The organism is Bradyrhizobium sp. AZCC 1578 (assembly GCF_036924675.1).
Taxonomy (GTDB): Bacteria; Pseudomonadota; Alphaproteobacteria; order Rhizobiales; family Xanthobacteraceae; genus Bradyrhizobium.
Genome location: NZ_JAZHRZ010000001.1, coordinates 1,266,616 through 1,289,120, shown reverse-complemented (window position 1 = coordinate 1,289,120; position 22,505 = coordinate 1,266,616). Strand labels below are relative to the sequence as shown.

23 protein-coding genes and 1 pseudogene are annotated in these 22,505 nt (G+C 62.2%); 14 read left to right on the top strand and 10 right to left on the bottom strand.

The window, feature by feature from the left end; translation table 11 throughout:
* Nucleotides 1–113 precede the first annotated feature (113 nt).
* Nucleotides 114–1,034: a LysR family transcriptional regulator gene (locus V1290_RS06660; RefSeq protein ID WP_334363629.1), complete on the top strand. Its 921-nt coding sequence runs from the start codon at nucleotides 114–116 to the stop codon at nucleotides 1,032–1,034.
* A 41-nt stretch (nucleotides 1,035–1,075) separates the two neighbouring features.
* Here V1290_RS06660 and V1290_RS06655 read toward each other — a convergent pair whose 3' ends face one another.
* Nucleotides 1,076–1,399, bottom strand: coding sequence for a DUF1476 domain-containing protein (locus V1290_RS06655; RefSeq protein ID WP_334363628.1), 324 nt, complete (start codon nucleotides 1,397–1,399; stop codon nucleotides 1,076–1,078).
* 318 nt (nucleotides 1,400–1,717) lie between these two features.
* On the opposite strand from V1290_RS06655, the gene purC reads away from it, so the two are divergent.
* Together purC and purS are read left to right on the top strand one after the other, a co-directional pair.
* Nucleotides 1,718–2,485, top strand: coding sequence for a phosphoribosylaminoimidazolesuccinocarboxamide synthase (gene purC, locus V1290_RS06650; RefSeq protein ID WP_008974302.1), 768 nt, complete (start codon nucleotides 1,718–1,720; stop codon nucleotides 2,483–2,485).
* 21 nt (nucleotides 2,486–2,506) lie between these two features.
* On the top strand, nucleotides 2,507–2,749 hold the full coding sequence (gene purS / locus V1290_RS06645) for a phosphoribosylformylglycinamidine synthase subunit PurS (protein WP_334363627.1): 243 nt from the start codon (nucleotides 2,507–2,509) through the stop codon (nucleotides 2,747–2,749).
* Nucleotides 2,750–2,773: 24 nt separating this feature from the next.
* Here purS and V1290_RS06640 read toward each other — a convergent pair whose 3' ends face one another.
* The gene (locus tag V1290_RS06640) at nucleotides 2,774–3,790 is read right to left on the bottom strand and encodes a magnesium and cobalt transport protein CorA (protein ID WP_334363626.1); all 1,017 of its coding nucleotides are present in this window, start codon (nucleotides 3,788–3,790) and stop codon (nucleotides 2,774–2,776) included.
* 150 nt (nucleotides 3,791–3,940) lie between these two features.
* Between V1290_RS06640 and purQ the strand changes: the two genes are divergently transcribed.
* Both purQ and V1290_RS06630 read left to right on the top strand, forming a co-directional pair.
* Entirely contained in the window at nucleotides 3,941–4,642 is a 702-nt protein-coding gene (gene purQ / locus V1290_RS06635; RefSeq protein ID WP_334363625.1) for a phosphoribosylformylglycinamidine synthase subunit PurQ, read from the top strand.
* Between the two features lie 8 nt (nucleotides 4,643–4,650).
* Complete coding sequence (locus V1290_RS06630) at nucleotides 4,651–5,604, top strand: tripartite tricarboxylate transporter substrate-binding protein (protein ID WP_334363624.1); 954 nt, start codon at nucleotides 4,651–4,653, stop codon at nucleotides 5,602–5,604.
* Nucleotides 5,605–5,651: 47 nt separating this feature from the next.
* On the opposite strand, the gene V1290_RS06625 is transcribed toward V1290_RS06630, so the two are convergent.
* The 3 genes from V1290_RS06625 to V1290_RS06615 all read right to left on the bottom strand — a co-directional run bounded on the left by V1290_RS06625 (nucleotide 5,652) and on the right by V1290_RS06615 (nucleotide 7,550).
* On the bottom strand, nucleotides 5,652–5,963 hold the full coding sequence (locus V1290_RS06625) for a hypothetical protein (protein WP_334363623.1): 312 nt from the start codon (nucleotides 5,961–5,963) through the stop codon (nucleotides 5,652–5,654).
* A gap of 167 nt (nucleotides 5,964–6,130) precedes the next feature.
* Nucleotides 6,131–7,072: a DMT family transporter gene (locus V1290_RS06620; RefSeq protein ID WP_334363622.1), complete on the bottom strand. Its 942-nt coding sequence runs from the start codon at nucleotides 7,070–7,072 to the stop codon at nucleotides 6,131–6,133.
* A complete protein-coding gene (locus V1290_RS06615; protein WP_334363621.1) occupies nucleotides 7,062–7,550 on the bottom strand; it encodes a PaaI family thioesterase in 489 nt (162 codons plus the stop codon). Before V1290_RS06615 ends, V1290_RS06620 begins: the two co-directional genes overlap by 11 nt.
* Before the next feature lie 161 nt (nucleotides 7,551–7,711).
* Between V1290_RS06615 and purL the strand changes: the two genes are divergently transcribed.
* The gene (purL, locus tag V1290_RS06610; RefSeq protein ID WP_334363619.1) at nucleotides 7,712–9,919 is read left to right on the top strand and encodes a phosphoribosylformylglycinamidine synthase subunit PurL; all 2,208 of its coding nucleotides are present in this window, start codon (nucleotides 7,712–7,714) and stop codon (nucleotides 9,917–9,919) included.
* Nucleotides 9,920–10,055: 136 nt separating this feature from the next.
* On the opposite strand, the gene V1290_RS06605 is transcribed toward purL, so the two are convergent.
* Nucleotides 10,056–11,240 carry an acyltransferase family protein gene (locus V1290_RS06605; RefSeq protein WP_334363618.1) on the bottom strand — a complete coding sequence of 395 codons (1,185 nt, stop codon included), beginning with the start codon at nucleotides 11,238–11,240 and terminating at the stop codon, nucleotides 10,056–10,058.
* Between the two features lie 186 nt (nucleotides 11,241–11,426).
* Here V1290_RS06605 and V1290_RS06600 point away from each other — a divergent pair, with 186 nt between their 5' ends.
* Nucleotides 11,427–11,600, top strand: a complete 174-nt coding sequence (locus tag V1290_RS06600; RefSeq protein ID WP_334363617.1) for a DUF1328 domain-containing protein — start codon at nucleotides 11,427–11,429, stop codon at nucleotides 11,598–11,600.
* A 146-nt stretch (nucleotides 11,601–11,746) separates the two neighbouring features.
* On the opposite strand, the gene V1290_RS06595 is transcribed toward V1290_RS06600, so the two are convergent.
* Nucleotides 11,747–12,106, bottom strand: a complete 360-nt coding sequence (locus V1290_RS06595) for a DUF427 domain-containing protein (RefSeq protein WP_334363616.1) — start codon at nucleotides 12,104–12,106, stop codon at nucleotides 11,747–11,749.
* 185 nt (nucleotides 12,107–12,291) lie between these two features.
* Between V1290_RS06595 and V1290_RS06590 the strand changes: the two genes are divergently transcribed.
* The 3 genes from V1290_RS06590 (at nucleotide 12,292) to V1290_RS06580 (ending at nucleotide 14,567) form a co-directional block, all read left to right on the top strand.
* Nucleotides 12,292–12,546: a BolA family protein gene (locus tag V1290_RS06590; RefSeq protein WP_025590827.1), complete on the top strand. Its 255-nt coding sequence runs from the start codon at nucleotides 12,292–12,294 to the stop codon at nucleotides 12,544–12,546.
* 22 nt (nucleotides 12,547–12,568) lie between these two features.
* A complete protein-coding gene (locus V1290_RS06585; protein ID WP_334363615.1) occupies nucleotides 12,569–13,747 on the top strand; it encodes a low temperature requirement protein A in 1,179 nt (392 codons plus the stop codon).
* A gap of 520 nt (nucleotides 13,748–14,267) precedes the next feature.
* Nucleotides 14,268–14,567 (top strand): hypothetical protein, encoded by a 300-nt coding sequence (locus tag V1290_RS06580; protein ID WP_334363614.1) that lies wholly within the window; start codon nucleotides 14,268–14,270, stop codon nucleotides 14,565–14,567.
* A 149-nt stretch (nucleotides 14,568–14,716) separates the two neighbouring features.
* Here V1290_RS06580 and egtD read toward each other — a convergent pair whose 3' ends face one another.
* Nucleotides 14,717–15,688: an L-histidine N(alpha)-methyltransferase gene (egtD, locus tag V1290_RS06575; protein WP_334363613.1), complete on the bottom strand. Its 972-nt coding sequence runs from the start codon at nucleotides 15,686–15,688 to the stop codon at nucleotides 14,717–14,719.
* Nucleotides 15,689–15,736: 48 nt separating this feature from the next.
* Nucleotides 15,737–17,004, bottom strand: a pseudogene (gene egtB, locus V1290_RS06570) (ergothioneine biosynthesis protein EgtB).
* A gap of 302 nt (nucleotides 17,005–17,306) precedes the next feature.
* Between egtB and grxD the strand changes: the two are divergent.
* From grxD to V1290_RS06550, 4 genes are read left to right on the top strand one after another with little or no spacing between them, the layout of a single operon-like run.
* Entirely contained in the window at nucleotides 17,307–17,645 is a 339-nt protein-coding gene (gene grxD / locus V1290_RS06565; protein ID WP_028349976.1) for a Grx4 family monothiol glutaredoxin, read from the top strand.
* Nucleotides 17,642–18,196 carry an O-acetyl-ADP-ribose deacetylase gene (locus V1290_RS06560; protein ID WP_334368950.1) on the top strand — a complete coding sequence of 185 codons (555 nt, stop codon included), beginning with the start codon at nucleotides 17,642–17,644 and terminating at the stop codon, nucleotides 18,194–18,196. The genes grxD and V1290_RS06560 overlap by 4 nt, the downstream gene beginning before the upstream one ends.
* 42 nt (nucleotides 18,197–18,238) lie before the next feature.
* Nucleotides 18,239–19,522, top strand: a complete 1,284-nt coding sequence (locus V1290_RS06555) for a serine hydrolase domain-containing protein (RefSeq protein ID WP_334363612.1) — start codon at nucleotides 18,239–18,241, stop codon at nucleotides 19,520–19,522.
* Nucleotides 19,503–20,810, top strand: a complete 1,308-nt coding sequence (locus tag V1290_RS06550) for a serine hydrolase domain-containing protein (RefSeq protein WP_334363611.1) — start codon at nucleotides 19,503–19,505, stop codon at nucleotides 20,808–20,810. Before V1290_RS06555 ends, V1290_RS06550 begins: the two co-directional genes overlap by 20 nt.
* 11 nt (nucleotides 20,811–20,821) lie before the next feature.
* Here the strand turns inward: V1290_RS06550 and V1290_RS06545 are convergent, their stop codons facing one another.
* The gene (locus V1290_RS06545) at nucleotides 20,822–22,240 is read right to left on the bottom strand and encodes a GH1 family beta-glucosidase (protein ID WP_442894969.1); all 1,419 of its coding nucleotides are present in this window, start codon (nucleotides 22,238–22,240) and stop codon (nucleotides 20,822–20,824) included.
* Between the last annotated feature and the right edge of the window lie 265 nt (nucleotides 22,241–22,505).

Sequence of the window (22,505 nt, the reverse complement as noted above, 5' to 3'; positions counted from 1 at the left end):
ATCTCCGCCTCGTTTGTTGGCCGGTCTGGTTGACGACGAAACTAGCGGGCTATCTACCATCAGCCAAATTTGTTATTTCTCTACGCATCATCAGCTTTTTGCATGGATGAAGCATGGACAGCGATGCGCTTCTCACCTTCTTGACCATCCATCGCCGCGGCGGCATTTCGAATGCCGCAAAAGCGCTGCACCGCTCGCAGCCGGCGATTTCGCGGCGCATTGCGCTGCTGGAGCAGGAACTCGGCGTGCCGCTGTTCGAGCGGATCGCGGGGCGCACGACGCTGAGTGACGCCGGAAAAGTGCTGGTGCCTCATGCCGAGCGCGCGGTGGCTGCGGCCCAGGATGCGGAGAATGCGGTGCGCGCACTGGCGCGGCCGGATTTAGGACCGGTCGCGCTCGCCGTCGTCGGCACGCTTGCGGGCGGGCGGCTGTCGGCGGTTCTCAGGCGCTTCGCGGCCGAGCGTCCCGAGGTCGAATTGAGCCTGCGTACCGCGACCAGCGTGGAGGTCAGCGACATGGTCCGCCGCGGCGAGGTGACCATCGGCCTGCGTTATGATCGCGATCGCTCGCGCGACCTCGACTGCGAATTGCTGTTCTCCGAGCGGCTGCAGGTGGTATGCGCGCTGGATCATCCGCGCGCCGGCCGCCGGATCGCAAAGCTCGCCGATCTGCGCGGCGAGCGCTGGATCGCATTTCCGGTCGTACCGGGACGGCGCGAGATCACGGCCGCGCATGTCTTTGCGCTGTTCCAGACCCACGGCCTCGGCGAAATCGACTGGACGCCAGTCGACAGCCTGACTGCGCAGAAGCGCCTGGTCGAAGCGGGGCTCGGCATCGCGCTATTATCGGAGAGCAACGCTGCAGAGGAACTGCGACACAAGACGATTTCGACGATGGCCGTGCGCGATCTCAAGGCAAGCCATGACGTCGTCACAGTGACCCGCCGCGGCGGATTTTTGAGCGCGGCGGCGCGGCGGTTGCTGGAGATCGTGCGTGCAGAATACAGAAAGGCGCGAATGGCGAGTGGCGAATAGTATTTTCCTATTCGCCATTCGCCACTTCCTATTCGCTGCGCTTAGTTCCCTGCCTTCACCTGGGCGGCGGCAACCGCAATCAGTTCGTCCATCTTGACGCGAACTTCCTGCGCGGTGACGGCGACGCCCTTGGCGGTAAGATCCTTCACCACCTTGTCCTGGACGTCCTTGTCGCCGGCTTGCTCGAAATCGGCCGCGACCACTTCCTTGGAATAGGCGGTGGCGGCATCGCCCGACAGCCCGAGCTTCTCCGCTGCCCAAAGACCGAGCAGCTTGTTCCGGCGCACCTCGGCCTTGAACTTCTGCTCCTCATCGAGGGCGAATTTCTTCTCAAAACCTTCCTCGCGCTTGTCGAAAGTGGTCATTCTTCGGTTCCAATCCCCGCAAACGGTAAATAAGGCCGCGTTGTCGCCGCCCGATGGACTACCTAGATAGAGGGGGCGAATCGGTAAAACAACAGTCCGTTAAGCCGCAGGCAATCGGGATAAGTTGGGCCCAATCGGGCCGGGTCGATTGTGCTGGATGGGCCAATCGGTTAGGTTGCCATCAGGCGAGGTTCTTGTTCTGTTTCCGGTCGCTTAAGTTCAGGACCTGGCCTTCACGGCAGCTCCGTCGTGGTCGCAAACCCTTGTCATCCGGAGCACACCAATTTCATGGATTTCAACAAAACACGGTACATCCCAATGAGCCGTCGACGCCGTATTTATGAAGGCAAGGCCAAGGTCCTGTATGAAGGTCCGGAGCCGGGAACCCTGATCCAGCACTTCAAGGATGATGCGACCGCGTTCAATGCCAAGAAACACCAGGTGATCGAGGGCAAGGGCGTCCTCAACAACCGGATTTCGGAGTACCTGTTTCAGCACCTCAACGACATTGGGGTGCCGACCCATTTCATCCGCCGCCTCAACATGCGCGAGCAGTTGATTCGCGAGGTCGAGATCGTGCCGCTGGAGGTGGTGGTGCGGAACGTCGCCGCCGGTTCGCTGTCGCAGCGCCTCGGTATCGAGGAGGGCACCCAACTGCCGCGCTCGATCATCGAATTTTACTACAAGAATGACCAGCTCAACGACCCCATGGTGTCGGAAGAGCACATCACGGCGTTCGGCTGGGCGACGCCGCAGGAAATCGACGACATCATGGCGCTCGCCATCCGCGTCAACGACTTCCTCACCGGTCTCTTCCTGGGCATCGGCATCCGTCTGGTCGATTTCAAGATGGAATGCGGCCGGCTGTTTGAGAACGAAATGATGCGGATCATCGTCGCCGACGAAATCTCGCCCGACTCATGCCGGCTGTGGGATATCAAGTCGAACGAGAAGCTCGACAAGGACCGTTTCCGCCGCGATCTCGGCGGCTTGCTTGAAGCCTATACCGAGGTGGCGAAACGCCTGGGCATTCTGATGGAGAACGAGCGCCCGGCCGGTTCGGGTCCGGTGCTGGTGAAGAGCTAAAGAAGAACTGGGGCAAATCTCGTGAAGGCACGCGTTACCGTTACGTTGAAGTCCGGCATCCTCGATCCGCAGGGCAAGGCTATCGAAGGCGCGCTGAAATCGCTCGGCGTCGATGGCGTCGCCAGCGTCCGCCAGGGCAAGGTGTTCGACATCGAACTATCAGGCTCGGACAAGACCAAGGCAGAGGCGGCATTGAAGGATGCCGCTGACAAGCTGTTGGCGAACACGGTGATTGAGAACTACCGGGTCGAGCTTTTGGGATGAGGGTGTGAGCGGCGGGCTTGCCGCTCACAGCCATCCCACGCTGCGGAAACGCCAGTACAGCCCGGTGCAGGCGGTGAGCATCAGCCCCAGCACCAAGAAATATCCGTAGTCCCATTCCAGTTCGGGCATGTGCTTGAAATTCATCCCGTAGACTCCGGCCAACGCCGTCGGCACGGCGATGATGGCGAGCCACGAGGCCAGCTTCTTGGAGACCGCCGTCTCGTGGGCCTGGCCGACCAGAAGGCTTGCCTCGAAGGCGAACGCCAGCACCTCGCGCATTGAATCGGTGCGCTCCTGTATGGTCCTGACGTGGTCAGTGACATCGCGAAACAGCGCCTGCATGGTCGAACGCACCATCGGAAGGTTGTCGTGTTCGAGCCGGCGGCAGACTTCCACCAGGGGGCCAATCGCATTGCGCAGTCGCAATAGATCCCGGCGCAGCATGTAGAGCCGTTCGACCTGGGCCCGCGTGATGGTGCTGGCGAGGACGTCGTCTTCAATCTTCTCGACCTCGTCGTGGATGGTTTCCAGGACAGGGGAATAGTTGTCGACGATGAAATCGAGGATGGCGTAGAGAATATAGTCCTCGCCACGCGCCAGCGCGCGGGGGCAGCTCTCGCAGCGTTCGCGCACTGCTGCATACGAGGTCGATGCGCCGTGGCGGACCGAGACGAGATAGCCTTCGCCAACGAACAAATGAGTTTCGCCGAACGCGATCCTGCCCTGGATCAGTTGCGCCGTTCGCGCCACGATGAACAGGCCGTCGCCATATTGCTCGATCTTGGGCCGCTGATGGGCGTGGTTGGCGTCCTCGATCGCGAGGTCGTGCAGGTCGAACTGCTGCTGCACACTTTTCAGTAGCGCCAGATCCGGCTCATACAGGCCGATCCAGACGACGTGGCCGGGCTTGCTGCGCCAGCTCGAAGCCTCCTCGATGGCGATATTGGCGACGCGGCGGCCATCGACGTAAACACCGGCCGCGACGACACCTTCGGACGCCATCGGTTCGGTCTCTGCGGCCGCCAGCGACGGGACATTCATGGCTTCCATCCCTGAGCGATTGTTGTTGAGCACGGCTGCCGCGCGGGCCGTTTTGGCGACGCTAGCACTGGAAAAACCGGCGTCAAATGGTTATGTCTCTGCCGGGTCGGCGGTTCTGCCGACGATTCTCGTTTCCAACCGGGAACCTCCATGAAATCCGCCGTCCTCGTCTTCCCCGGAATCAATCGCGAGCGCGACATGGCGCGCGCGCTCAAGCTCGCCTCGGGGCAGGAGGCTGCGATGGTGTGGCATGCCGACACTGCGCTGCCGAAGGGGACCGATCTGGTCGTAGTGCCCGGCGGGTTTTCCTATGGCGACTATCTGCGCTGTGGCGCCATTGCCGCGCGGGCGCCTGTCATGGACGCGGTGCGCAAATATGCCGCCGGTGGCGGGCTCGTGCTCGGCGTCTGCAATGGCTTCCAGATCCTGTGCGAAGCGGGGCTGTTGCCCGGCGTGTTGATGCGCAATTCGAAGCTGAAGTTCATCTGCAAGGATGTGCATCTGCGGGTCGAGCGCTCCGATAGCCCGTTCACGCGCGGCTACAATGCCGGCCAGGTCATTCGCGTGCCGGTCGCGCATGGCGAGGGCAATTACGAGGCCGACGAGGAGACGGTGAAGCGGCTGGAGGGCGAGGGGCGGGTGCTCTACCGCTACTGCTCCCCTGAGGGCGTGGTCGACGAGGAATCCAACATCAACGGCGCGGCGCAGTCGATCGCCGGCATCGTCAACGAGCGCGGCAACGTGCTCGGCATGATGCCGCACCCGGAAAACCACGTCGAAGACATCATGGGCTGCACCGACGGCCGCGGCCTGTTCGCAGGGCTAGCCGCGCATCTGCAAAAACCCGCGTGAGGTTCTTGGTGTCGCGCCTGACGATTGTCGTTGTGGCGCTACTATGCGCCGTCGCAGCCCACGCGCAGGATTATCCCAAGCGTCCCATCACCATGATCGTGCCGTTCGCGGCCGGCGGCACCTCCGACGTGATCGCGCGTGTGGTTGCCGAGGAGATGGCCAAGTCGCTCGGGCAGCCGATCGTGATCGAGAATGTTGCAGGCGCCGGCGGCTCGACTGCGTTGGCGCGTGCCGCGCGGGCGGAAGCAGACGGCTATACCATCGCGATCGGCAATGCCGGCACCAGCGCCGCGACCTATACGATCTATCCAAAACTGCCGTTCACGCCGGAATCCTTCGTGCCGATCGCGGTCGTTGCGAAAACGTTCGGTATCGTCGCGTTGCGCAAGGATTTCCCCGCCAAGAACCTGCAGGATTTCATCGCCTATGCGAAGAAAAATCCCGGCAAGGTCAATCTCGGCCATGCCGGCGTCGGCTCCTCGAATTTCCTGATCTGCAAGAGCTTTGTGCAGGCGGCCGGCATCGACGTGACGCTGGTCGGCTATCGCGGCGCGGCGCCGGCGCTGACGGATGCGATCGGCGGCCAGATCGACGGCGTCTGCGACGCGGCCGCGTCAGTGTCGCAGGCGATCGATGACAAGCTGGTAAGGGGCCTCGTCGTCGGCTCAACGGTGCGGCTTGCAACCTTGCCCGGCCTGCCGACTTCCTCCGAGGCCGGCCTTCCCGAATTCGAGGCGCAGGGTTGGAACGGCCTGTTCGCTCCAAAAGGCACGCCGCCTGCGATCATTGCGAAGCTGAACGCCGCCGCCAGAACCGCCGTCGAGAGCGAGGCGGTGAAGAAGCGTTTTCACGATCTTTCCACCGTTGCGCCCGACGCCAACGAGCACGCGAGCGAAGTGCTCGGCCAGTTGGTGACACGCGACGTCGAGAAATACAAAAAGCTGCCGGAAGAGAAGAAATAGCACCGGCGATCATGTGATAAAAAAGCCCCGCCGAGCGGGGCTTTTTGTTATCGACCGGTAGTCGAACCCGGACCCGTCGGCGACAGCGTCGAGCCGCTCGGCGAGGGATTGATGTGGGTGTTCCCTGACGGGTTCACTGTACTGTTTCGGCCGGCTGCTGCACTGCCTGCATCGTTGCTCATGCCGGTGGTGGCATTACCGCCCGTTCCACTTCCGGCGGTCGTTCCGCCGGTGGAGGATCCTGCCGCTGTGCCACCCGTGCCCGAACTTCCGCCGGCGCCGCTGCCGCCGGCTTGCGCCAGGGCGAGGGTGTTCGTGAATGCCAGTGCCATGGCCAATCCGATTGTTGCGAGTTTCATGATTGCTCCTTTTCTTGCTGCGTAACGGCGCAACACGGTGCACTCGCATGCGTTCCGGTGTGTCAATCATGGTTGATTGCTGTTCCACTACCGTTTCCGCAGGCTCAGCCGGAGTGGCTTTCGATCGCCCAAAAGCAACATCGGCTATATTCCGCCAACCGCCCTCATCAACCTTTCGGCTTCCCGCGCAGGCGCTCGATCCACTTGCGATAATGGTCGCGTGGGATGGTCATCGCAGCGACGCCGGCCATCACCAACACGAGGCCGAGCGCCAGGTTCGGCGGCACGGGTTCGCCGAGCAGCAGGACCGACAGGCCGACCCCGATCGGGATGCGCAAGTATCCCTGTGAATTGGTGGTCAGCGTGCCGAGCCGCGTCAGGCACATGTAGAACAGCATCAGCCCGAAGGCGCTGGAGAATATTCCCATCGCGGCGGTGGCAATCAGCGCCTCGCGCGTCGGCCGCAAGGTCCAGGGATGGTCGACGATCAGCGCGAGCGGCAACAATACCGTGCCGCCGAACAACAGCGAGCCCGCTGCGACCACCATCGGGTCGTAATCGGTCAGCTTGAGCCCGAAGATCGTGGCGCAGGCGAACGAGATGGTGGCGATCAAGATGACCATTTCGGCAAAGAGGTTGCTGGAGAGCCCGCCGAGCGTATCGAGGCCGATGGTCACGGCCGTTCCGGCCAGCCCCAGAATGGCGCCGATCAGCTTCAGCAGCGTCGCCGGCTCATGCCTTGTGATGGCCCAAGTGATGAGGAAAGCGAAGATCGGCGTGGTCGAGGCCAGCACCACGGTCGGCGCCGCCGCCACATATTGCTGCGCCCAGGTGATCATCAGGAAAGGAATGGTCGAGTTGATGGTCTGCTGGAATGCAAACAGCCTCCAGGCCTTGCCGTTCGTCGGCAGCCGCAAGCCGCGGGCACGCAGGATCACCAGCAGGAAGCCCGCCGCGATCAGCGACCGCACCGCGATGAAGGTGACCGGCGGGATCGAGACGAGGCCAATCTTGGTCAGCGGATAGGTCGAGCTCCAGCAGCACGCCAGCGCGAGTAGTAATGCATAGTCGCGCCAGCCGCGACGTGCCTGTGGCGCGTCAGGTGGCAACGGCGGCGGCGCCAGTCGGCTTCTTCCACTTCACCCGCTTGATGGTGCCGGAGAAGGTGAACAGCGACCGTTCGCCGGATTTCAGCACGCCGCGCAGGAAAATCAGCGAGCCGCCGGCGCGGGTGATTTCGCCCTCGCATTCGACCAGTTCGCCCTCGCTCGCCGCGTCGAGAAACTCGCACGCGAACGAAACCGTGACGCCCGGCCCCTCCAGCACGGAGGAGGCGATCGCAAACAAGCAGTAATCGGCGAACGACATGAAGCAGCCGCCATGGACGTTGCGCTGCCCGTTGAGGTGCTTCTTCTCGACCCGGAACGCGCATTGCACGCGGCCGTTTTCGTCCATCCGGTGCCAGAACGGGCCGTTATGGGTCTCGAAACTGTCGCGGGTCCAGGTCCGCCAGCCGGCGAATTCGCCCTCGGTTTCGACGTAAAGGTCTGGGCGGTTGCGGAATGCGTTTTGGGGCAGCTCGTTCACTAAAAATGGCCTTCAATTGGATGTTTCCGTCCTTAAATCCGATCCGGGAACGATGTGCAAACGCCAATCCCGAAAGCGCGCCCGCGCAAAGCTCTGGACAGGGCGGAAATGCGCCATAAAAGGCCTTTTCGCACCCCCTCGATCTTCCTATTAAGGCACCCATGAACGAGCCCCAGATCACCCCCGAACTCGTCGCCAGCCATGGTCTGAAGCCCGACGAGTATGAGCGCATCCTCAAGCTGATCGGGCGGGTGCCGACGTTCACCGAGCTCGGGATTTTCTCGGCGATGTGGAACGAGCACTGCTCGTACAAATCCTCGCGCATCCATCTGCGCGGCCTGCCGACCAAGGCGCCCTGGGTGATCCAGGGCCCGGGCGAGAATGCGGGCGTGATCGACATCGGGGACGGGCAGGCGGTGGTCTTCAAGATGGAGAGCCACAACCACCCGAGCTACATCGAGCCCTATCAGGGCGCGACCACCGGCGTCGGCGGCATTTTGCGCGATGTGTTCACGATGGGTGCGCGGCCTATTGCCTGCCTCAATGCGCTTTCCTTTGGCGCGCCGGAGCATCCGAAGACGCGCCATCTGGTGTCGGGCGTGGTGGCCGGCGTCGGCGGCTACGGCAATTCCTTCGGCGTGCCCACGGTCGGTGGCCAAGTGCGCTTCCACACCCGCTACGACGGCAACATCCTGGTCAACGCGATGGCGGTCGGCCTCGCCGAGACCGACAAGATTTTCTATGCGGCAGCCTCCGGCGTGAACATGCCGATCGTCTATCTCGGCTCCAAGACCGGCCGCGACGGCATTCACGGCGCCTCGATGGCGTCGGCCGAATTCGACGATGACTCCGCCGAGAAGCGGCCGACGGTGCAGGTCGGCGATCCCTTTGCGGAAAAGCTCTTGCTGGAAGCCTGCCTCGAGATCATGGAAAAAGGCTGCGTCATCGCGATCCAGGACATGGGCGCGGCGGGCCTGACATGCTCAGCGGTCGAGATGGGCGCCAAGGGCGATCTCGGCGTCGAACTCGATCTCAACGCGGTGCCGACCCGTGAAACCGGCATGAGCGCCTACGAGATGATGCTGTCGGAAAGCCAGGAGCGCATGCTCATGGTGCTCAAGCCCGAGAAGGAAAAAGAGGCCGAGGCGATCTTCAAGAAGTGGGGCCTCGATTTCGCCGTGGTCGGCTACACGACGCCGACCAAGCGCTTCGTGGTCAAGCATGGCGGCGACGTGATGGCCGATCTGCCGATCAAGGAATTGGGCGACGAGGCGCCGGTGTATGACCGCCCGCACGTCCCGTCCGCGGTCTTGCCGATGGTGCAGGCACGCGAAGTGGAGCCCCCAGTAGGCATTTCGGCGGCGCTGGAGAAGCTGATCGGCACGTCGGAGCTATGTTCGAAGCGCTGGGTCTGGGAGCAATACGACCACGTCATTCTGGGCAATACCGTGCAGCGTCCGGGCGGCGATGCCGCGGTGGTGCGCGTCGAGGACGGGCCCAAGGGGCTCGCGCTCACCGTCGATGTCACGCCGCGCTATTGCGAGGCCGATCCGTTCGAAGGCGGCAAGCAGGCCGTCGCCGAAGCCTGGCGCAACATCACTGCGGTCGGCGGCCGGCCGCTCGCGATCACCGACAATCTCAATTTCGGCAATCCCGAACGGCCCGAAATCATGGGCCAGTTCGTCGGCTGCCTGAAGGGCATTTCCGAAGCCTGCCGCACGCTCGATTTCCCTGTCGTGTCGGGCAACGTCTCGCTCTACAACGAAACCAACGGCCGCGGCATCCTGCCGACGCCCTCGATCGGCGGTGTCGGTCTGCTCGACGATTTCACCAAGTCGGCGACGCTGGCTTTCAAGGCGGCCGGCGAAGCGATCCTCCTGATCGGCGATACGCAAGGCTGGCTCGGACAGTCCGTCTACCTGCGCGACATCTGCGGCCGCGAAGAAGGCGCGCCGCCGCCGGTCGATCTGGCCGCCGAAAAGCGCAACGGCGACGTGGTCCGCGGCATGATCCACGCCGGCACGGCAACCGCGGTGCATGACGTCTCCGACGGTGGCCTGCTGATCGCGCTGGCCGAGATGGCGATTGCCAGTGGCATCGGCGCGCAGCTATTGGCGGCGCCGAACGCGATCGTGCCGCACGCTTACTGGTTCGGCGAGGATCAGGCGCGCTATGTCGTGACGGTGCCGGCAGCCGACGCCGGCCTGGTGCTGGCGAAGATGAAGGGCGCCGGCGTGCCCAGTGCGCGGATCGGCACCACGGGTGGCGATGCGATCGCGGTTGCCGGTGAAGCGCCGGTCGCTGTGGATGCGCTGAAAACGGCGTTCGAGCACTGGCTGCCGGCCTACATGAGCGGCAAGGCGGCGTAGGCGCGTTCTCTCCCCGTCATTGCGAGGAGCGAAGCGACGAAGCAATCCATGTCGCCGCTTGCTGCGAGATGGATTACTTCGCGGAGCCTGTCATCCGGTGGCGCTTCGCGCCGACCGGGTGGCTCGCAATGACGCCTCAAAGCACCTTCGTCGCGCCCGGGATCTGCCGCAGCGCGCGCGTGATCCCCCAGCTCAACAGTACCGTCAGTACGAACCCGATCGTGGCCTTGACGATCGCCGGCAGCTCATAATCGAACAGCCAGTATTGCAGCCACAGTGCGATCGGGTAGTGCACCAGGAACATGCCGTAGGCGTCCGCCTGCATCGGATCGAGTAGCTTGGCTGAGCCCGATTGCCTGAACCTCTGGAAAAAGGCCAGTATCAGAAACATGATGGCCACGCTGAAGACGGTGAAGCAGATGGCGTAGAGCGCTTCATACCAGTCCGGCAACGGCGACGGGTTGCCCAGTATTTCGCGCTTGATGAAGATCAGCACCCACAAGAGGCAATACGGAACGATCGCCAGCACCATCCAGTCCCAGCTCACCTTCGCCATTCGGCCGTCTGCCGCGAGCAGCCCGCGATCCATTTGCGCAGCGCCGATGCCGGCGCCGAAAAAGAAGTAGCTCGCATAGAGCATCACGCGCCCGTGCTGGACCGAGAACGGCCCGAACTCGAACCAACTGCTATGTCCATAGTGAACCAGCCCGGGAATGTAGAACGCAGCGGTGACGGCAAGCATGACCGCGAAGAACACTGCGGGGCGGCGACGACCGTGCAGCGAGAGGCGGTTGATCGGATCGAGCAGGTTGGGTGACAGCCGATACAGGATGCAGGCCACCACGTCGAAACTGAGCAGGACCCAAAGGAACCAGATCGGCCCGCTCGGCCACGGGCCCTTCGTGATCATATTCCACCAGTATTCCGGAAAGCCGATCTCGGGATGGTGCCGCAGGGAGATGGCGTAATAGGCGAGCGGAATGACCGTGAAGGCGCAGATCACGAAAGGTAAGCCAAGCCGAAGCAGGCGATCTGCCAAATAGCTCAGCGGTCCCTTCCGGGCGATACCAGACCAGGCGAACAGCCCCGACAGGAAAAAGAACATCGCCATGAAGAAACTGTCAGTGGCGAGCACGATCATGTCGAAGCCGAAGAATGACGTCGGATCGGTATGACCGAAATAGGTATAGGGGATGACGGCGTGGTGGAGCAGCACTACCAGCGTCAGGAAGGTCCGCGCGCGATCAAGCGAAAGGTTTCGCGATTTGGCCCTGGGCACTGCGCCCACGTCGGCATGCCCCATGGTGGAAATCGATGTCATGCGCGCCTCCCAGCCAGGCTGTGTGGCCAAATGTTGCCGCCCGGAACCTGATTCAGCAAGGCCCAATCGCGGCGCTGGCGAACCCGCATCTCCGGGCTGATCGGAACCGGCGGTGCAACCGGCCGTTAGGTCAGGTGAAATTGAGGGGCCACCTCTGGTACGGCCTCAGAGGTCGCGGAGCACGCAATGACAATTCTCAAATGGGCGCTGATCTTCTTTCTGGTGTCTGTTGTCGCCGGCATCCTTGGCTTCACCGGCATTTCGGAGGCCTCCGCCGACATCGCCCGCTTCCTGTTCTATGTCTTCGTCGTGATCTTCCTGGTGCTTCTGATCCTTGGGCTCACGATATTCAGGGTGTAGCTCCACGCCGTCGTTCCGGGATGGCGCGAAAACGCCCGACCCGAGGGGTGCAATTGCACCCCGGGGAATAGGATTCTCAGGGGCGCAATTGCGCACCATAGTTCGATGCTACGCATCGCCCCGGAATGACTTCTTAGTACGTCTGACTACGCCACTTCCTCGATCGTCACCTTGTCCGGATAGAACGCCAGACGGCCGGCGATCTCGGCCATGGCCGGGAAGGGCGTCTCGTAGGTCCAGATCGAATTTTCGAGGCTCTTGCCGTTGGCGTTGATGCTGAAATAGTTCGCGTCCCCCTTGTAGGGGCAGTGCGTGGTCCGCTCGGTGCGGGACAACAACGCTATATTGGCGTCCTCGCGCGGCACATATTGCACCGCCGGATAGCTGGCTTCCTTCAAGGTCAGCGCGCGGGTGGTATCGGCAATGACCACGCCGCCCACCGAGACCCGGACGCGCTTGGGGTTTGCCGTAATCGTGATCGGATGGTCGGGACCGGGCAATTTCATGATTTTGAGCCTCTTTTTCGGTCAGCCCGAAATGATCGGGCGCGACGCGATCTCGCGGTGTCAAACGCTTCGACCCGGAATATAGTGCCGCCAGGCGTGACCTAGAAGAGCGTACGCGCTAGGTTTGGCCGTCACGGTCGCGCGAGCCGGCCGTGATTCGAAACACCTGACGGAGACATGCTGGAATGCCGATGGATGCCCACGATATCGAGTCGATGATCAAGGCAGCTATCCCCGATGCCGAGGTGACGATCCGCGATCTCGCAGGCGATGGCGACCACTACGCCGCGACCGTGATCTCGGAGTCGTTCCGTGGCAAGTCGCGGGTGCAGCAGCACCAGATCGTCTACCAGTCGCTCAAGGGGCAGATGGGCGGCTTGCTGCATGCGCTGGCGCTGCAGACCGGGGTACCTGGCGGACCCGGGGTACCGGAGAGGTAGTCCCCAGACGGCGGGGGCATCGATGACAGACAACGCACACGGCGCGCTGTTTCGCCGGATCGTGCCGCACCAGCATAGCCGCGTCACGTACGCGGAGCTGTTCTTCGACCTCGTTTTCGTCTTTGCGGTCACGCAAATTTCGCACACGCTGCTGGCTCACTTTACGCCGCTGGGCGCATTGCAGGTCACGCTGCTGTTTCTCGCGGTCTGGTGGGTATGGGTATTCACTACCTGGATCACCAACTGGCTCAATCCCGAAAAGACCCCGGTCCGGCTGCTGCTGTTCGCGATGATGCTGGGCGGGCTGGTGCTATCGACGTCCATCCCAAAGGCATTTGACGAGCGCGGCTTATGGTTTGCCATCGCCTATGCGACGATGCAGGTCGGCAAGACGATATTTCTGTGGTTGTCGACGCCGCCGTCGCGGCCGCGGGCACGCATGAATGCCGTCCGGATCGCCGCCTGGCTTTCGGTGTCGGCCGTCTTCTGGATCGCCGGAGGGATAGCGGAAGGGCAGCCGCGCTTGATGCTGTGGGCCATTGCGCTCGTCATCGAATATATCTCGCCGGCGGTGCGGTTCTGGATTCCCCGCCACGGCGCGTCCTCGGTCGCGGACTGGATGATCGAAGGCGGCCACATGGCCGAGCGCTGCGCGCTGTTCATCATCATCGCGCTCGGCGAATCCGTCGTGGTGATCGGCGCAACCTTTGCCGAACTCACCTGGACCACCGAAAACGTTCTGGCGTTCATCTCGGCCTTCCTCGGCAGCATCGCGATGTGGTGGATCTATTTCCACATCGGCGCCGAAGCCGGCTCCGAACAGCTTTCAAAATCGAGCGAGCCGGGAAGGCTGGCGCGGCTCGCCTATACCTATCTGCACATGCCGATCGTGGCCGGCATCATCGTCGCGGCAGTGGCGGACGAACTGGTGCTGAAACACCCCGGCGGACATTCCGATCTCAAGACCGTAACGAGCGCGATCGGCGGCCCCTTGCTGTTTCTGTTCGGGACCATCCTGTTCAAGCTGAGCTTTCGCGGCTTCCTTCAGCTCTCCCACGGGGCGGGCATCATCGCGCTTTGCGCGCTCGCCTGGTTCGCAAGCGAGCTGTCGCCGTTGATGCTGTCGATCCTGACCACCGCGATCATGATCGCGGTCGCGGTGTGGGAAACGGTCTCGCTGCGATCCGACCCGGCAGAATAGTGCCTTTAATCCAGCCTGGGCCGCCTCATCGGCACCAGTTGCGGCGAGTTGTGATGATCGACGACATTTCTGAGGACGAGATCCGACAGTTGGACGACGAGAGCGCGGAGCCTCGCATTTTCCTCGCGAAGCGCTGCCCGCTCGGTGTCTGCTCCCTCATCCCAGCCCGTGTCCGTATCACTGTGAACAGACGAAGATGCCGAACGTTGCCCGTGGTTGCTTGACGCTGGAAATGCGTTGCCCATGACTGAAATCCCCTGGCACGAACTCACCCCAAGCCATGCTGCCGCGAAGGCTCGGCTGAGTCCGCGTCAAAAGTTGGACATTTCGAAGGGGAAACGACAGCGCAGATGGACCGTTTTGCGGGCGGGGTAATAAAGATGAATACTTGTTAAGAAGTTTGGTTATACTGCGCCCGGCAAGGTGCGGGGACGCGCGGCGGCGTAGGCACCTTCCATCAAACTTGACCAGCGCGATCAGTCAGTGCCCACGGGGGAGCCGTGGCTGGGAATACGCGCCTATGAAACAGAGTGAAGCAAGAGTACGCATTATTGAAGAGTGGGACCGCTGGATCTTGACGCAGATGATCGAGCCGGACGGACCGACTGGAAAAGATTCTTTGAAATTTTTCCACGAACTGCAGGACGCAGGATCTCCGCTTCTGGATTTCCAGTCCCGCGGGCAAGACAAGTGGCGGATCATTCACGCGTGGCTGTTGGGTGCAGACCGATTGTCCGATGATTGGATATCTGTCGCTCCCCGCATTGCGCCGACACGCAGGCCGCGACCGGACCGCAGGCGGTCCGTCTGCAAGACGTGAGCTGCAAAACCCGCGGCTAGAGCCCTTTCGGTTCTGATTGAATCAGAACCGGGCTCTAGATTCCTGTTTTGACGCGCTTTCTTGACGCGAACCGGTGTCCACCCCGGATCAAGTCCGGGGCAGGCTTTCGCTTGAAAACGCTCTAATCCTCAGTCCGACGCCGCCAGCGCGTGAACGGAGAACATCTGGTCGCGATCGTTCCAGGATTCCCGCACCGACCAGCCGGACTCGCGCGCCAACGCGGTGAAGCGGTCGAAGCTGTATTTGTAGCTCGACTCGGTGTGGATGCTCTCGCCGGGACGGAATGAAAAATTCCGTCCCAGGATGCGCACGCTCTGCGCCTTCTTGGAAATCAAGTGCATCTCGATGCGATGGCGCTCGCGATTATAGACCGAGCGGTGCATGAAGGCGGAGACGTCGAAATTGCCGCCGAGCTCGCGGTTGATGCGGACCAGTACATTGAGATTGAACCGCGCGGTGACGCCGGCGGCGTCGTTATAGGCGTCGTAAAGCACCCGCTCGTTCTTCTCGAGGTCGACGCCGATGATCATCTGTGCGCCTTTGCCCAGAATGTCGCGTGCGCTGCGCAGGAAGGCGCGCGCCTCGTGCGGCTCGAAATTGCCGAGTGTCGATCCCGGAAAGAAGCCGACCTTGGGCTGGTCTGCGATTTCCGCCGGCAGCTCGAACGGCGCGGTGAAATCGGCGGCAACCGGATAAACGCCGAGATCGGGGAAATCCTTGCGCAAGCCGCTGGCCTGCGCATTCAGGAAATCGCCGGAAATATCGACCGGGACATAGGCGGAAAAATCGCAGCGCTCCAACAGCAGGCGGACCTTGGTGGTCGCGCCGGCGCCGAATTCGACCAGGGCCGCACCTTTCGGAATGAGTGCGGCGATTTCATCGCCGCGGCTACGCAGGATGCCGAGTTCGGTGCGGGTCGGGTAGTATTCCGGCAGCACCGTGATCTGCTCGAACAGCTCGGAGCCCGTGGCGTCGTAAAAATATTTCGGCGACAGCCGCTTAGGGAACTGCGAGAGGTCGCCGATCACGTCGCCGGCAAAGGCGGAGGTCTGTTCGTCGAACGGGTGCGTTTGGGCCAAAGCGGCGGCATGCACATTCATGATACTCTCCTGAACGCGCTTTCCGGCGCGCTTCGATGATCGAAAATGTCAGGCGTAATCGGCGAGGCGTAACCCCGTGAATTGCCAGCGGTGGTGCGGGTAGAAGAAGTTGCGGTAGGTGATACGGCTATGGCCGGCCGGAGTTGCAAGCGAGGAGCCGCGCAGCACGAGCTGGTTGACCATGAACTTGCCGTTGTATTCCCCGAGCGCCCCCTCGATGGCGCGGTAGCCGGGGTAGGGGGAGTAGGAACTGCGAGTCCACTGCCAGACGATGCCAAAGGCATCGTTGAGCTGGCCGGCGCGGGCGGCGACCTCCCCCCCCCCCCCCCCTCCCACTCCATTTCGGTCGGCAGATGGCAGCCCGCCCAGCGGGCGAACGCATCCGCCTCGTAATAGCTGACATGGCAGACCGGGGCAGCCGGATCGATCGGCTGCAAACCGCCGAGCGTCATGATCCGCCACTCGCCGTCGACCTGGCGCCAGTGGCCGGGCGCCTGCCAGCCCTCGTTGGTCGCCGTGGCAAAGCCGTCCATCAGCCACAGCGTGGCCGTGCCGTAGCCGCCGTCCTGCATGAAGGCGAGCCATTCCGCATTGGTCACGAGGTTGCGGGCGAGCCTCACCGGGCCGACCAGGGCGCGGTGCGCGGGCTTTTCATTGTCGAAATGGAAGCTGTCGTCGGCGTGGCCCACGGTGTGGATGCCCTCGTTGAGGGGGGTCCACTCCTCTGCCGAACGGCGCGCTGTCGGGAGACGCCAGGATGGATCGTAGGCCGGCGGGATCGGGTTCTGGGCAAAGGCGTGCAGGATGTCGGTCAGCATCAACTCCTGATGCTGCTGCTCGTGATTGAGGCCGACCTCGACCAGCGGGACCAGTTTTGTGAGGCGCTCCTCGCCGGCGGTCTGGAAGAATTTGACCACGGCGGCATCGACATGCCGGCGATAGGCGGTGATCTCGTCGGCGCTCGGGCGGGTCAAATGGCCGCGCTGGTGACGGGCGTGCCGTGGTCCGGCGCTGACATAATAGGAATTGAATAGAAACGCATAATCAGGGTGGAAGGGCTGGTAACCCTCGCAGTGCTCGCCGAGCAGAAATTGCTCGAAGAACCAGGTGGTATGAGCGCGGTGCCATTTGGCCGGGCTGGCGTCCGGCATCGACTGGATGAGCTGGTCCTCGGGGCTCAACGGAGCGGCCCGCCGCTCGGTCTCGCCGCGGACGGCCAGATAAGCTTCCACCAAATTCTGGGCGAGGGCGCCGGAATCCGAGAAAAGTGACGGGGCAGGAGCGGCGAACGCGGCGGCGGATACTGGTTTCGTCACAGGTATCTCCAGTGAAAGGAGAGAACGTTAGGCTGGCAAACTGGTTCCTGACGGGCAGTCCGTCCTAGATAGGGGTTCCGTTGCGGGAAAAAAGCCTGCCCGCGCTATGACATTAATGCTGTCATTCTATGGGCTGCGGTTGCCCGGGCGCCCTGAGGCGACCCCGCGCATGCCAGCTCTTCGCCATTTTACTTTGGATGAACAACGGTTTGGGCTACATTTATGACAAGTATCCGGGTTACATGGACGAGCCGGCCCGTTACGCGACGCCGCAGGGGGCTGAGCCCCAAAAGGAAGCAAATATGAGCATCGAACAATTCATCGACAACGAAGTGAAGTCGAACGACGTCGTGCTGTTCATGAAGGGCACGCCGCAGTTTCCGCAGTGCGGTTTCTCAGGCCAGGTGGTCCAGATCCTCGATCACATCGGCGTCGGCTACAAGGGCCTGAACGTCCTGGAATCCGCCGAGCTTCGCAACGGCATAAAGGAATATTCGAACTGGCCGACCATCCCGCAGCTCTACGTCAAGGGCGAATTCGTCGGCGGCTGCGATATCATCCGCGAGATGTTCCAGGCCGGTGAATTGCAGCAGCTCTTTGTCGACAAGGGCGTCACCGTCAACGCGGCGGCTTCCGCCTGAGCGGGCTGGCGCGCCAGGTCGGCCAAGCGCGGCTGGAAGTCATTGTTGCCGACATCACCACGCTCCGCGTTGACGCCATCGTCAACGCCGCGAACTCGTCCCTGCTCGGCGGGGGCGGCGTCGATGGCGCGATCCATCGGGCGGCCGGACCTGAACTGCTTGCCGAGTGCCGCACGCTAAACGGCTGCGCGACCGGCGACGCCAAGATCACCCGGGGATACCGGTTGCCGGCCAGGCATGTGATCCACGCCGTCGGGCCGGTTTGGCACGGCGGCAATGTTGGAGAGGACGGGTTGCTCGCTTCCTGCTATCGGCGCTCCCTCGAGCTCTGTCAGGCCAACGGGCTCTCCTCTCTGGCATTTCCCGCGATCTCTACGGGCGTCTATCGCTTCCCTGCCGACCGTGCGGCGGGCATCGCAGTTGCAACCGTCGTCGATGGACTGGCCGCGGCGCTTGCCGTGACAAGGGTTATCTTCTGCTGCTTCTCCCGCGACAGCGCTCGGTTGCATGAAGAGGCGCTGGCAGCCTTTGGCAGCCCTTGCGCCGACTGACGCCGCAGCTACACTCCTCTCCGAATTCTGGAGGGGGTTCCAATGAACTTGCGTCAAATGCTGCGCGCGCTTGCCTGCGGCGCGCTGATGCTGGCCGTTACGCCGCAAGTCCGCGCCGAAGGCACCTTCGACATTCCCGCCGGCGCGCGCTTCAACAAGGACAAGCTTACGAAGATCACCGAATTCTTCAAGAACGAGGTGGCGACCGGCAAGATCGCGGGTGCGAACGTCCTGATCCAGCAGCATGGCAAGCCGGTCTATCACGAAACCTTCGGCGTTCAGGACGTGGAGTCCAAGAAGCCAATCACTGACAAGACCATCTTCCGCCTGTTCTCGATGACGAAAGCGATCACGTCGGTCGTGGCCATGCAATTGATCGAAGACGGCACGATCAAGCTCGACGATCCCGTCTCAAAGTACATTCCGTCCTTCGCGAATGTGAAGGTCGGTGTCGAGAAGAAGGCCGAGGACGGCACCAAGACGCTCGAGCTGGTGCCAGTGAGCCGGCCGATGACCGTCCGCGACCTGATGGTGCATACGTCCGGGATCACCTACGGCTTCTACGGCGACACCCTGGTCCGCAAGGCCTATGCGGCCGCCAATATCTATGACGGAGATTTCGATCTGGCCGGGTTCGCCGAGCGGATCGCCAAACTGCCGCTGCACAATCAGCCGGGCGCGCTGTGGCAATACGGACATTCCACCGACATCCTGGCGCGGGTGATGGAAGTCGCGTCGGGAAAATCCCTGTTCACGATCATGCGCGAAAGGCTGCTCGATCCGCTTGGCATGGTCGACACCGGCTTCTATATCACCGATCCGGAGAAGCAGAAGCGGATGGCGCTGCCGGTACCCAACGACAGCAACTTTCGCGTCGGCCGCGACACCAACCCGACCAATGTCAAGAAGATCGAATTCGCCAGCGGCGGCATGTACTCGACGATGGCGGACTACCGCCGCTTTACGCAGATGCTGCTCAATGGCGGCACGTTCGAGGGTAAGACCTATCTGAAACCCGAAACGTTCAGGCTGATGACGACCGACTATGTCGGCCCCGGGTCTGGGGTCGAGCGGGACTATTTCTATTTCCCCGGGGACGGCTTCGGAATGGGCCTTGGCCTTGCGGTGCGCACCGATCCGGGCAATGCCAAGCCGCCGCCGCCGGGATCGCTTGGCGAATTGAAATGGGATGGCGCCAGCGGCTGCTATTTCGTGATCGACCGCAAGCAGGACATGTTCTTCGTGCTGCTCGAGCAGACGCCGACGGAACGCCAGCGCATCCAGCGGACGCTGAAGCAGTTGGTCTATGAAGCGCTGGAGAACTGATGGCACCACGGCAGGGCGTTGCCTTGCTGCGGCGGTGCTTGTGGTTTCCCTGGTCGGCGGCCAGCCGCAGGAGGCGCGGGCCGAGCCGAAAATGGCAGCCGCGCCAACTTTTTCGCGAGCGGCCCTTGACCGGATTGGTGACTACGTTCGCAGCGAGGTCACGGCCGGCAAGATTCCCGGTGCGGTGCTTCTGATCCAGCAGCACGGCAAACCAGTCTATCTTGAATGTTTCGGCGTGCGGGACCCTGCGTCCAGCCAGCCGATGACGCCGGACACCATTTTCCAGATCTATTCGATGTCGAAGGCCGTCACCTCGGTCGCCGCGATGATGCTGATCGACGACGGGAAGCTGGCCCTCGACGATCCCGTGTCCAAATACATTCGTGCCTTTGCGGATGCGAAAGTCGGTGTCGATCTTTCCGATGAAGCAGGACAGTACCCGCTCAAGCTCGAGCCGCTGAAGCGCCCGATCACGATCAGGGATCTGCTGCGGCATACGTCCGGCATCACTTACGGCTTCTTCGGCGAAACCGCGGTGCAGAAACTCTATGCCAATCCAAGATTATACGCCGGCGACTTCGACAACGCTGAATTCGCTGACCGCATTGCGGTACTGCCGCTCGCCGATCAACCGGCAACGCGTTGGAACTACAGCCACTCGACCGACGTGCTCGGCCGCGTCGTCGAGGTGATCTCGGGGCAGACGCTGTTTCAATTCGAGAAGCAGAGACTGTTCGATCCGCTAGGCATGTCCGAGACCGCATACTATGTCGCAGATGACGCGAAGTGGCCGCGCATCGCCCAGCCATTTCCCGTTGATCGTTTTCGGGTGGCCGGAATCGGAGACCCGACAGTGCCGCGGCGGTGGGAATCTGGTGGCGCGGGTCTGGTCTCGACGGCCGCCGACTATGCCCGATTCCTGCAAATGCTGCTGAATGGAGGTACGCTGGACGGCAAGCGGTACCTCAAGCCCGAGACAGTCGCGCAGATGACCTCGGATCAGATCGGTCCTGAAACCAGGATCATTCATGATCCCTTTTACTTTCCGGGCCCATCCAGCGGCTTCGGTCTTGGCTTTGCCGTGCGCACCTCACCGCCGCCAAACACGACATGGCCGCTCGGCGAATACCGGTGGGATGGCGCAGGCGGAAGTTTCTATTTTGTCGATCCGCAGGACGACTTGCTCGTTGTCTTCATGGTACAGGCTCCGACGCAGGGCGGGCGAATTCAACTGGCGCTGAAGACGATCATGTACGAGGCGCTTGGGAAAGGTCTGCGCAAGGATTGACAATCGCCTGATTACGCCACGGCGTTTTTCGCGATCGTCTCGCGATAGAACGACGCGCTCAGCTTGGGCGTACGACGCTTGGAATCGAAGTCGACGTGGTAGATGCCGAAGCGCTGCTCATAGCCATCAGACCATTCGAAATTGTCCATCAGGCTCCACAGGAAGTATCCGAGCACGGGCACGCCCGCGGATGTCGCGCGCTGCAACTGCGTGAGATAATTGCGCAGATACATGATGCGGTCGACGTCGTAGATGGTTCCGTCCGGCGCCGGCTGGTCGCTCCCCGACGTTCCGTTCTCGGTGATATAGATCGACTTCACGTTCCAAAGTTTTGCGACATGACGCGGCACCCAATAGATGGCTTCGGGGCCGGGCCTGAGCCAGCTCGCTTTCATGTGCGGAAACGAGGCGGGAAACGGCGCCAGCGTGAAGCCGCGCTCGTTGTCGGCGGCAACGACATAGTGGTCCGGCATATAGACGTTCAGCCCGACGAAATCGATCGGGGATGAAATGACGCTGAGATCCTCGGCGGTGAATTTCGGCGCGTCTTGGCCGGACCGCGCCAGATACGCCTCGGTATATTTTCCTTCGAGCATCGCGGTCAGGTAGCCGGCGTTGAGCTCGCGCGTCGCGATCTCGGCGGCGCGGATGTTGGCTGGCGTTTCGATGGCAGGGATGCAGCTCACGGCATTCTCCGCCGGACCGACCTTCGTTCCGGCTCGGCCATGGGCGCGGATGGCCTGAACGGCGAGACCATGTCCCAGCGCAACATGGTGACGGACCTGGTTCAATCCTGATTGAGGCAGTTTGAGGCCGGGCGCGTCGGCGCCGAGGCCGTGGCCGAGATGAACGAGCCTGGAGCATTCGTTGATCGTGAAGAAATGCCTCACGCGATCACTCAAGCGGGCAGTGACATGGGCGGCATAATCCGCAAATGCCTTCGAGGTGTCGCGCGAAGTCCAGCCGCCGAAGCGATCCTGCAGCGCCTGCGGCAGGTCCCAATGGTACAGCGTCGCAAACGGCTCGATGCCGTTGGCCAACAATTCGTCGACAAGGCGGTGATAAAAATCGAGGCCCTTTGGATTTGCCGATCCGGTCCCATCCGGGAAGACGCGCGGCCATGCGATCGAGAATCGATAGGCTTTTGCGCCCAGCGACTTCATGATCTCGATGTCTTGCTTGTAGAGACGATAATGGTCGGTCGCGGTGTCGCCATTGCTGCGATCGGAAATGGTGCCGGGCGTGTGGGCAAAGCGGTCCCAGATCGACGGCCCGCGGCCGTCTTCGTTGACCGCGCCCTCGACCTGATAGGCCGAGGTCGCCGTGCCCCACAGGAAGCCGCTCGGGAAATCCGACGAGGGGCGCTGATTCTGTGTTCCGGTCGCTCGATCCGATTGCGCAGTGCTGGATTTGGCTGACAGTATCGACATGCCAAGAGCCGACCAGCCCGCAAGTCTGCCAAATTGTCGCCGGGAAAATCTGTTGAATGCCATCATTTCATTCGTCAGGCGCGATCAATTTTGCGCAAACAAAGCTCACTCTTGAAGGGCTCAATATCGCCGCTTCCGTGCTCTCGCGCAATTGTACACATGGCGCGACCAGCGGGTCGACATGCCTGCCGCGCAGGGCTAAACAGGCACATCCATTCGTCCTATTAGGGGAGCAGGACCAATCGGCTTTCGCACGCCGCTGGCG

Bases quoted from the DNA above. Each gene is read 5' to 3' on its own strand.
- V1290_RS06600 (WP_334363617.1), top strand. From the start codon at position 11,427: ATGACAATTCTCAAATGGGCGCTGATCTTCTTTCTGGTGTCTGTTGTC.
- V1290_RS06605 (WP_334363618.1), bottom strand. From the start codon at position 11,240: ATGACATCGATTTCCACCATGGGGCATGCCGACGTGGGCGCAGTGCCC.
- V1290_RS06550 (WP_334363611.1), top strand. From the start codon at position 19,503: ATGAAGCGCTGGAGAACTGATGGCACCACGGCAGGGCGTTGCCTTGCT.
- V1290_RS06555 (WP_334363612.1), top strand. From the start codon at position 18,239: ATGAACTTGCGTCAAATGCTGCGCGCGCTTGCCTGCGGCGCGCTGATG.
- V1290_RS06590 (WP_025590827.1), top strand. From the start codon at position 12,292: ATGCCGATGGATGCCCACGATATCGAGTCGATGATCAAGGCAGCTATC.
- V1290_RS06640 (WP_334363626.1), bottom strand. From the start codon at position 3,790: ATGAATGTCCCGTCGCTGGCGGCCGCAGAGACCGAACCGATGGCGTCC.
- V1290_RS06580 (WP_334363614.1), top strand. From the start codon at position 14,268: ATGAAACAGAGTGAAGCAAGAGTACGCATTATTGAAGAGTGGGACCGC.
- V1290_RS06585 (WP_334363615.1), top strand. From the start codon at position 12,569: ATGACAGACAACGCACACGGCGCGCTGTTTCGCCGGATCGTGCCGCAC.
- purC (WP_008974302.1), top strand. From the start codon at position 1,718: ATGAGCCGTCGACGCCGTATTTATGAAGGCAAGGCCAAGGTCCTGTAT.
- purL (WP_334363619.1), top strand. From the start codon at position 7,712: ATGAACGAGCCCCAGATCACCCCCGAACTCGTCGCCAGCCATGGTCTG.
- purQ (WP_334363625.1), top strand. From the start codon at position 3,941: ATGAAATCCGCCGTCCTCGTCTTCCCCGGAATCAATCGCGAGCGCGAC.
- V1290_RS06625 (WP_334363623.1), bottom strand. From the start codon at position 5,963: ATGAAACTCGCAACAATCGGATTGGCCATGGCACTGGCATTCACGAAC.
- V1290_RS06660 (WP_334363629.1), top strand. From the start codon at position 114: ATGGACAGCGATGCGCTTCTCACCTTCTTGACCATCCATCGCCGCGGC.
- V1290_RS06595 (WP_334363616.1), bottom strand. From the start codon at position 12,106: ATGAAATTGCCCGGTCCCGACCATCCGATCACGATTACGGCAAACCCC.
- V1290_RS06655 (WP_334363628.1), bottom strand. From the start codon at position 1,399: ATGACCACTTTCGACAAGCGCGAGGAAGGTTTTGAGAAGAAATTCGCC.
- egtD (WP_334363613.1), bottom strand. From the start codon at position 15,688: ATGAATGTGCATGCCGCCGCTTTGGCCCAAACGCACCCGTTCGACGAA.
- grxD (WP_028349976.1), top strand. From the start codon at position 17,307: ATGAGCATCGAACAATTCATCGACAACGAAGTGAAGTCGAACGACGTC.
- V1290_RS06545 (WP_442894969.1), bottom strand. From the start codon at position 22,240: ATGTCGATACTGTCAGCCAAATCCAGCACTGCGCAATCGGATCGAGCG.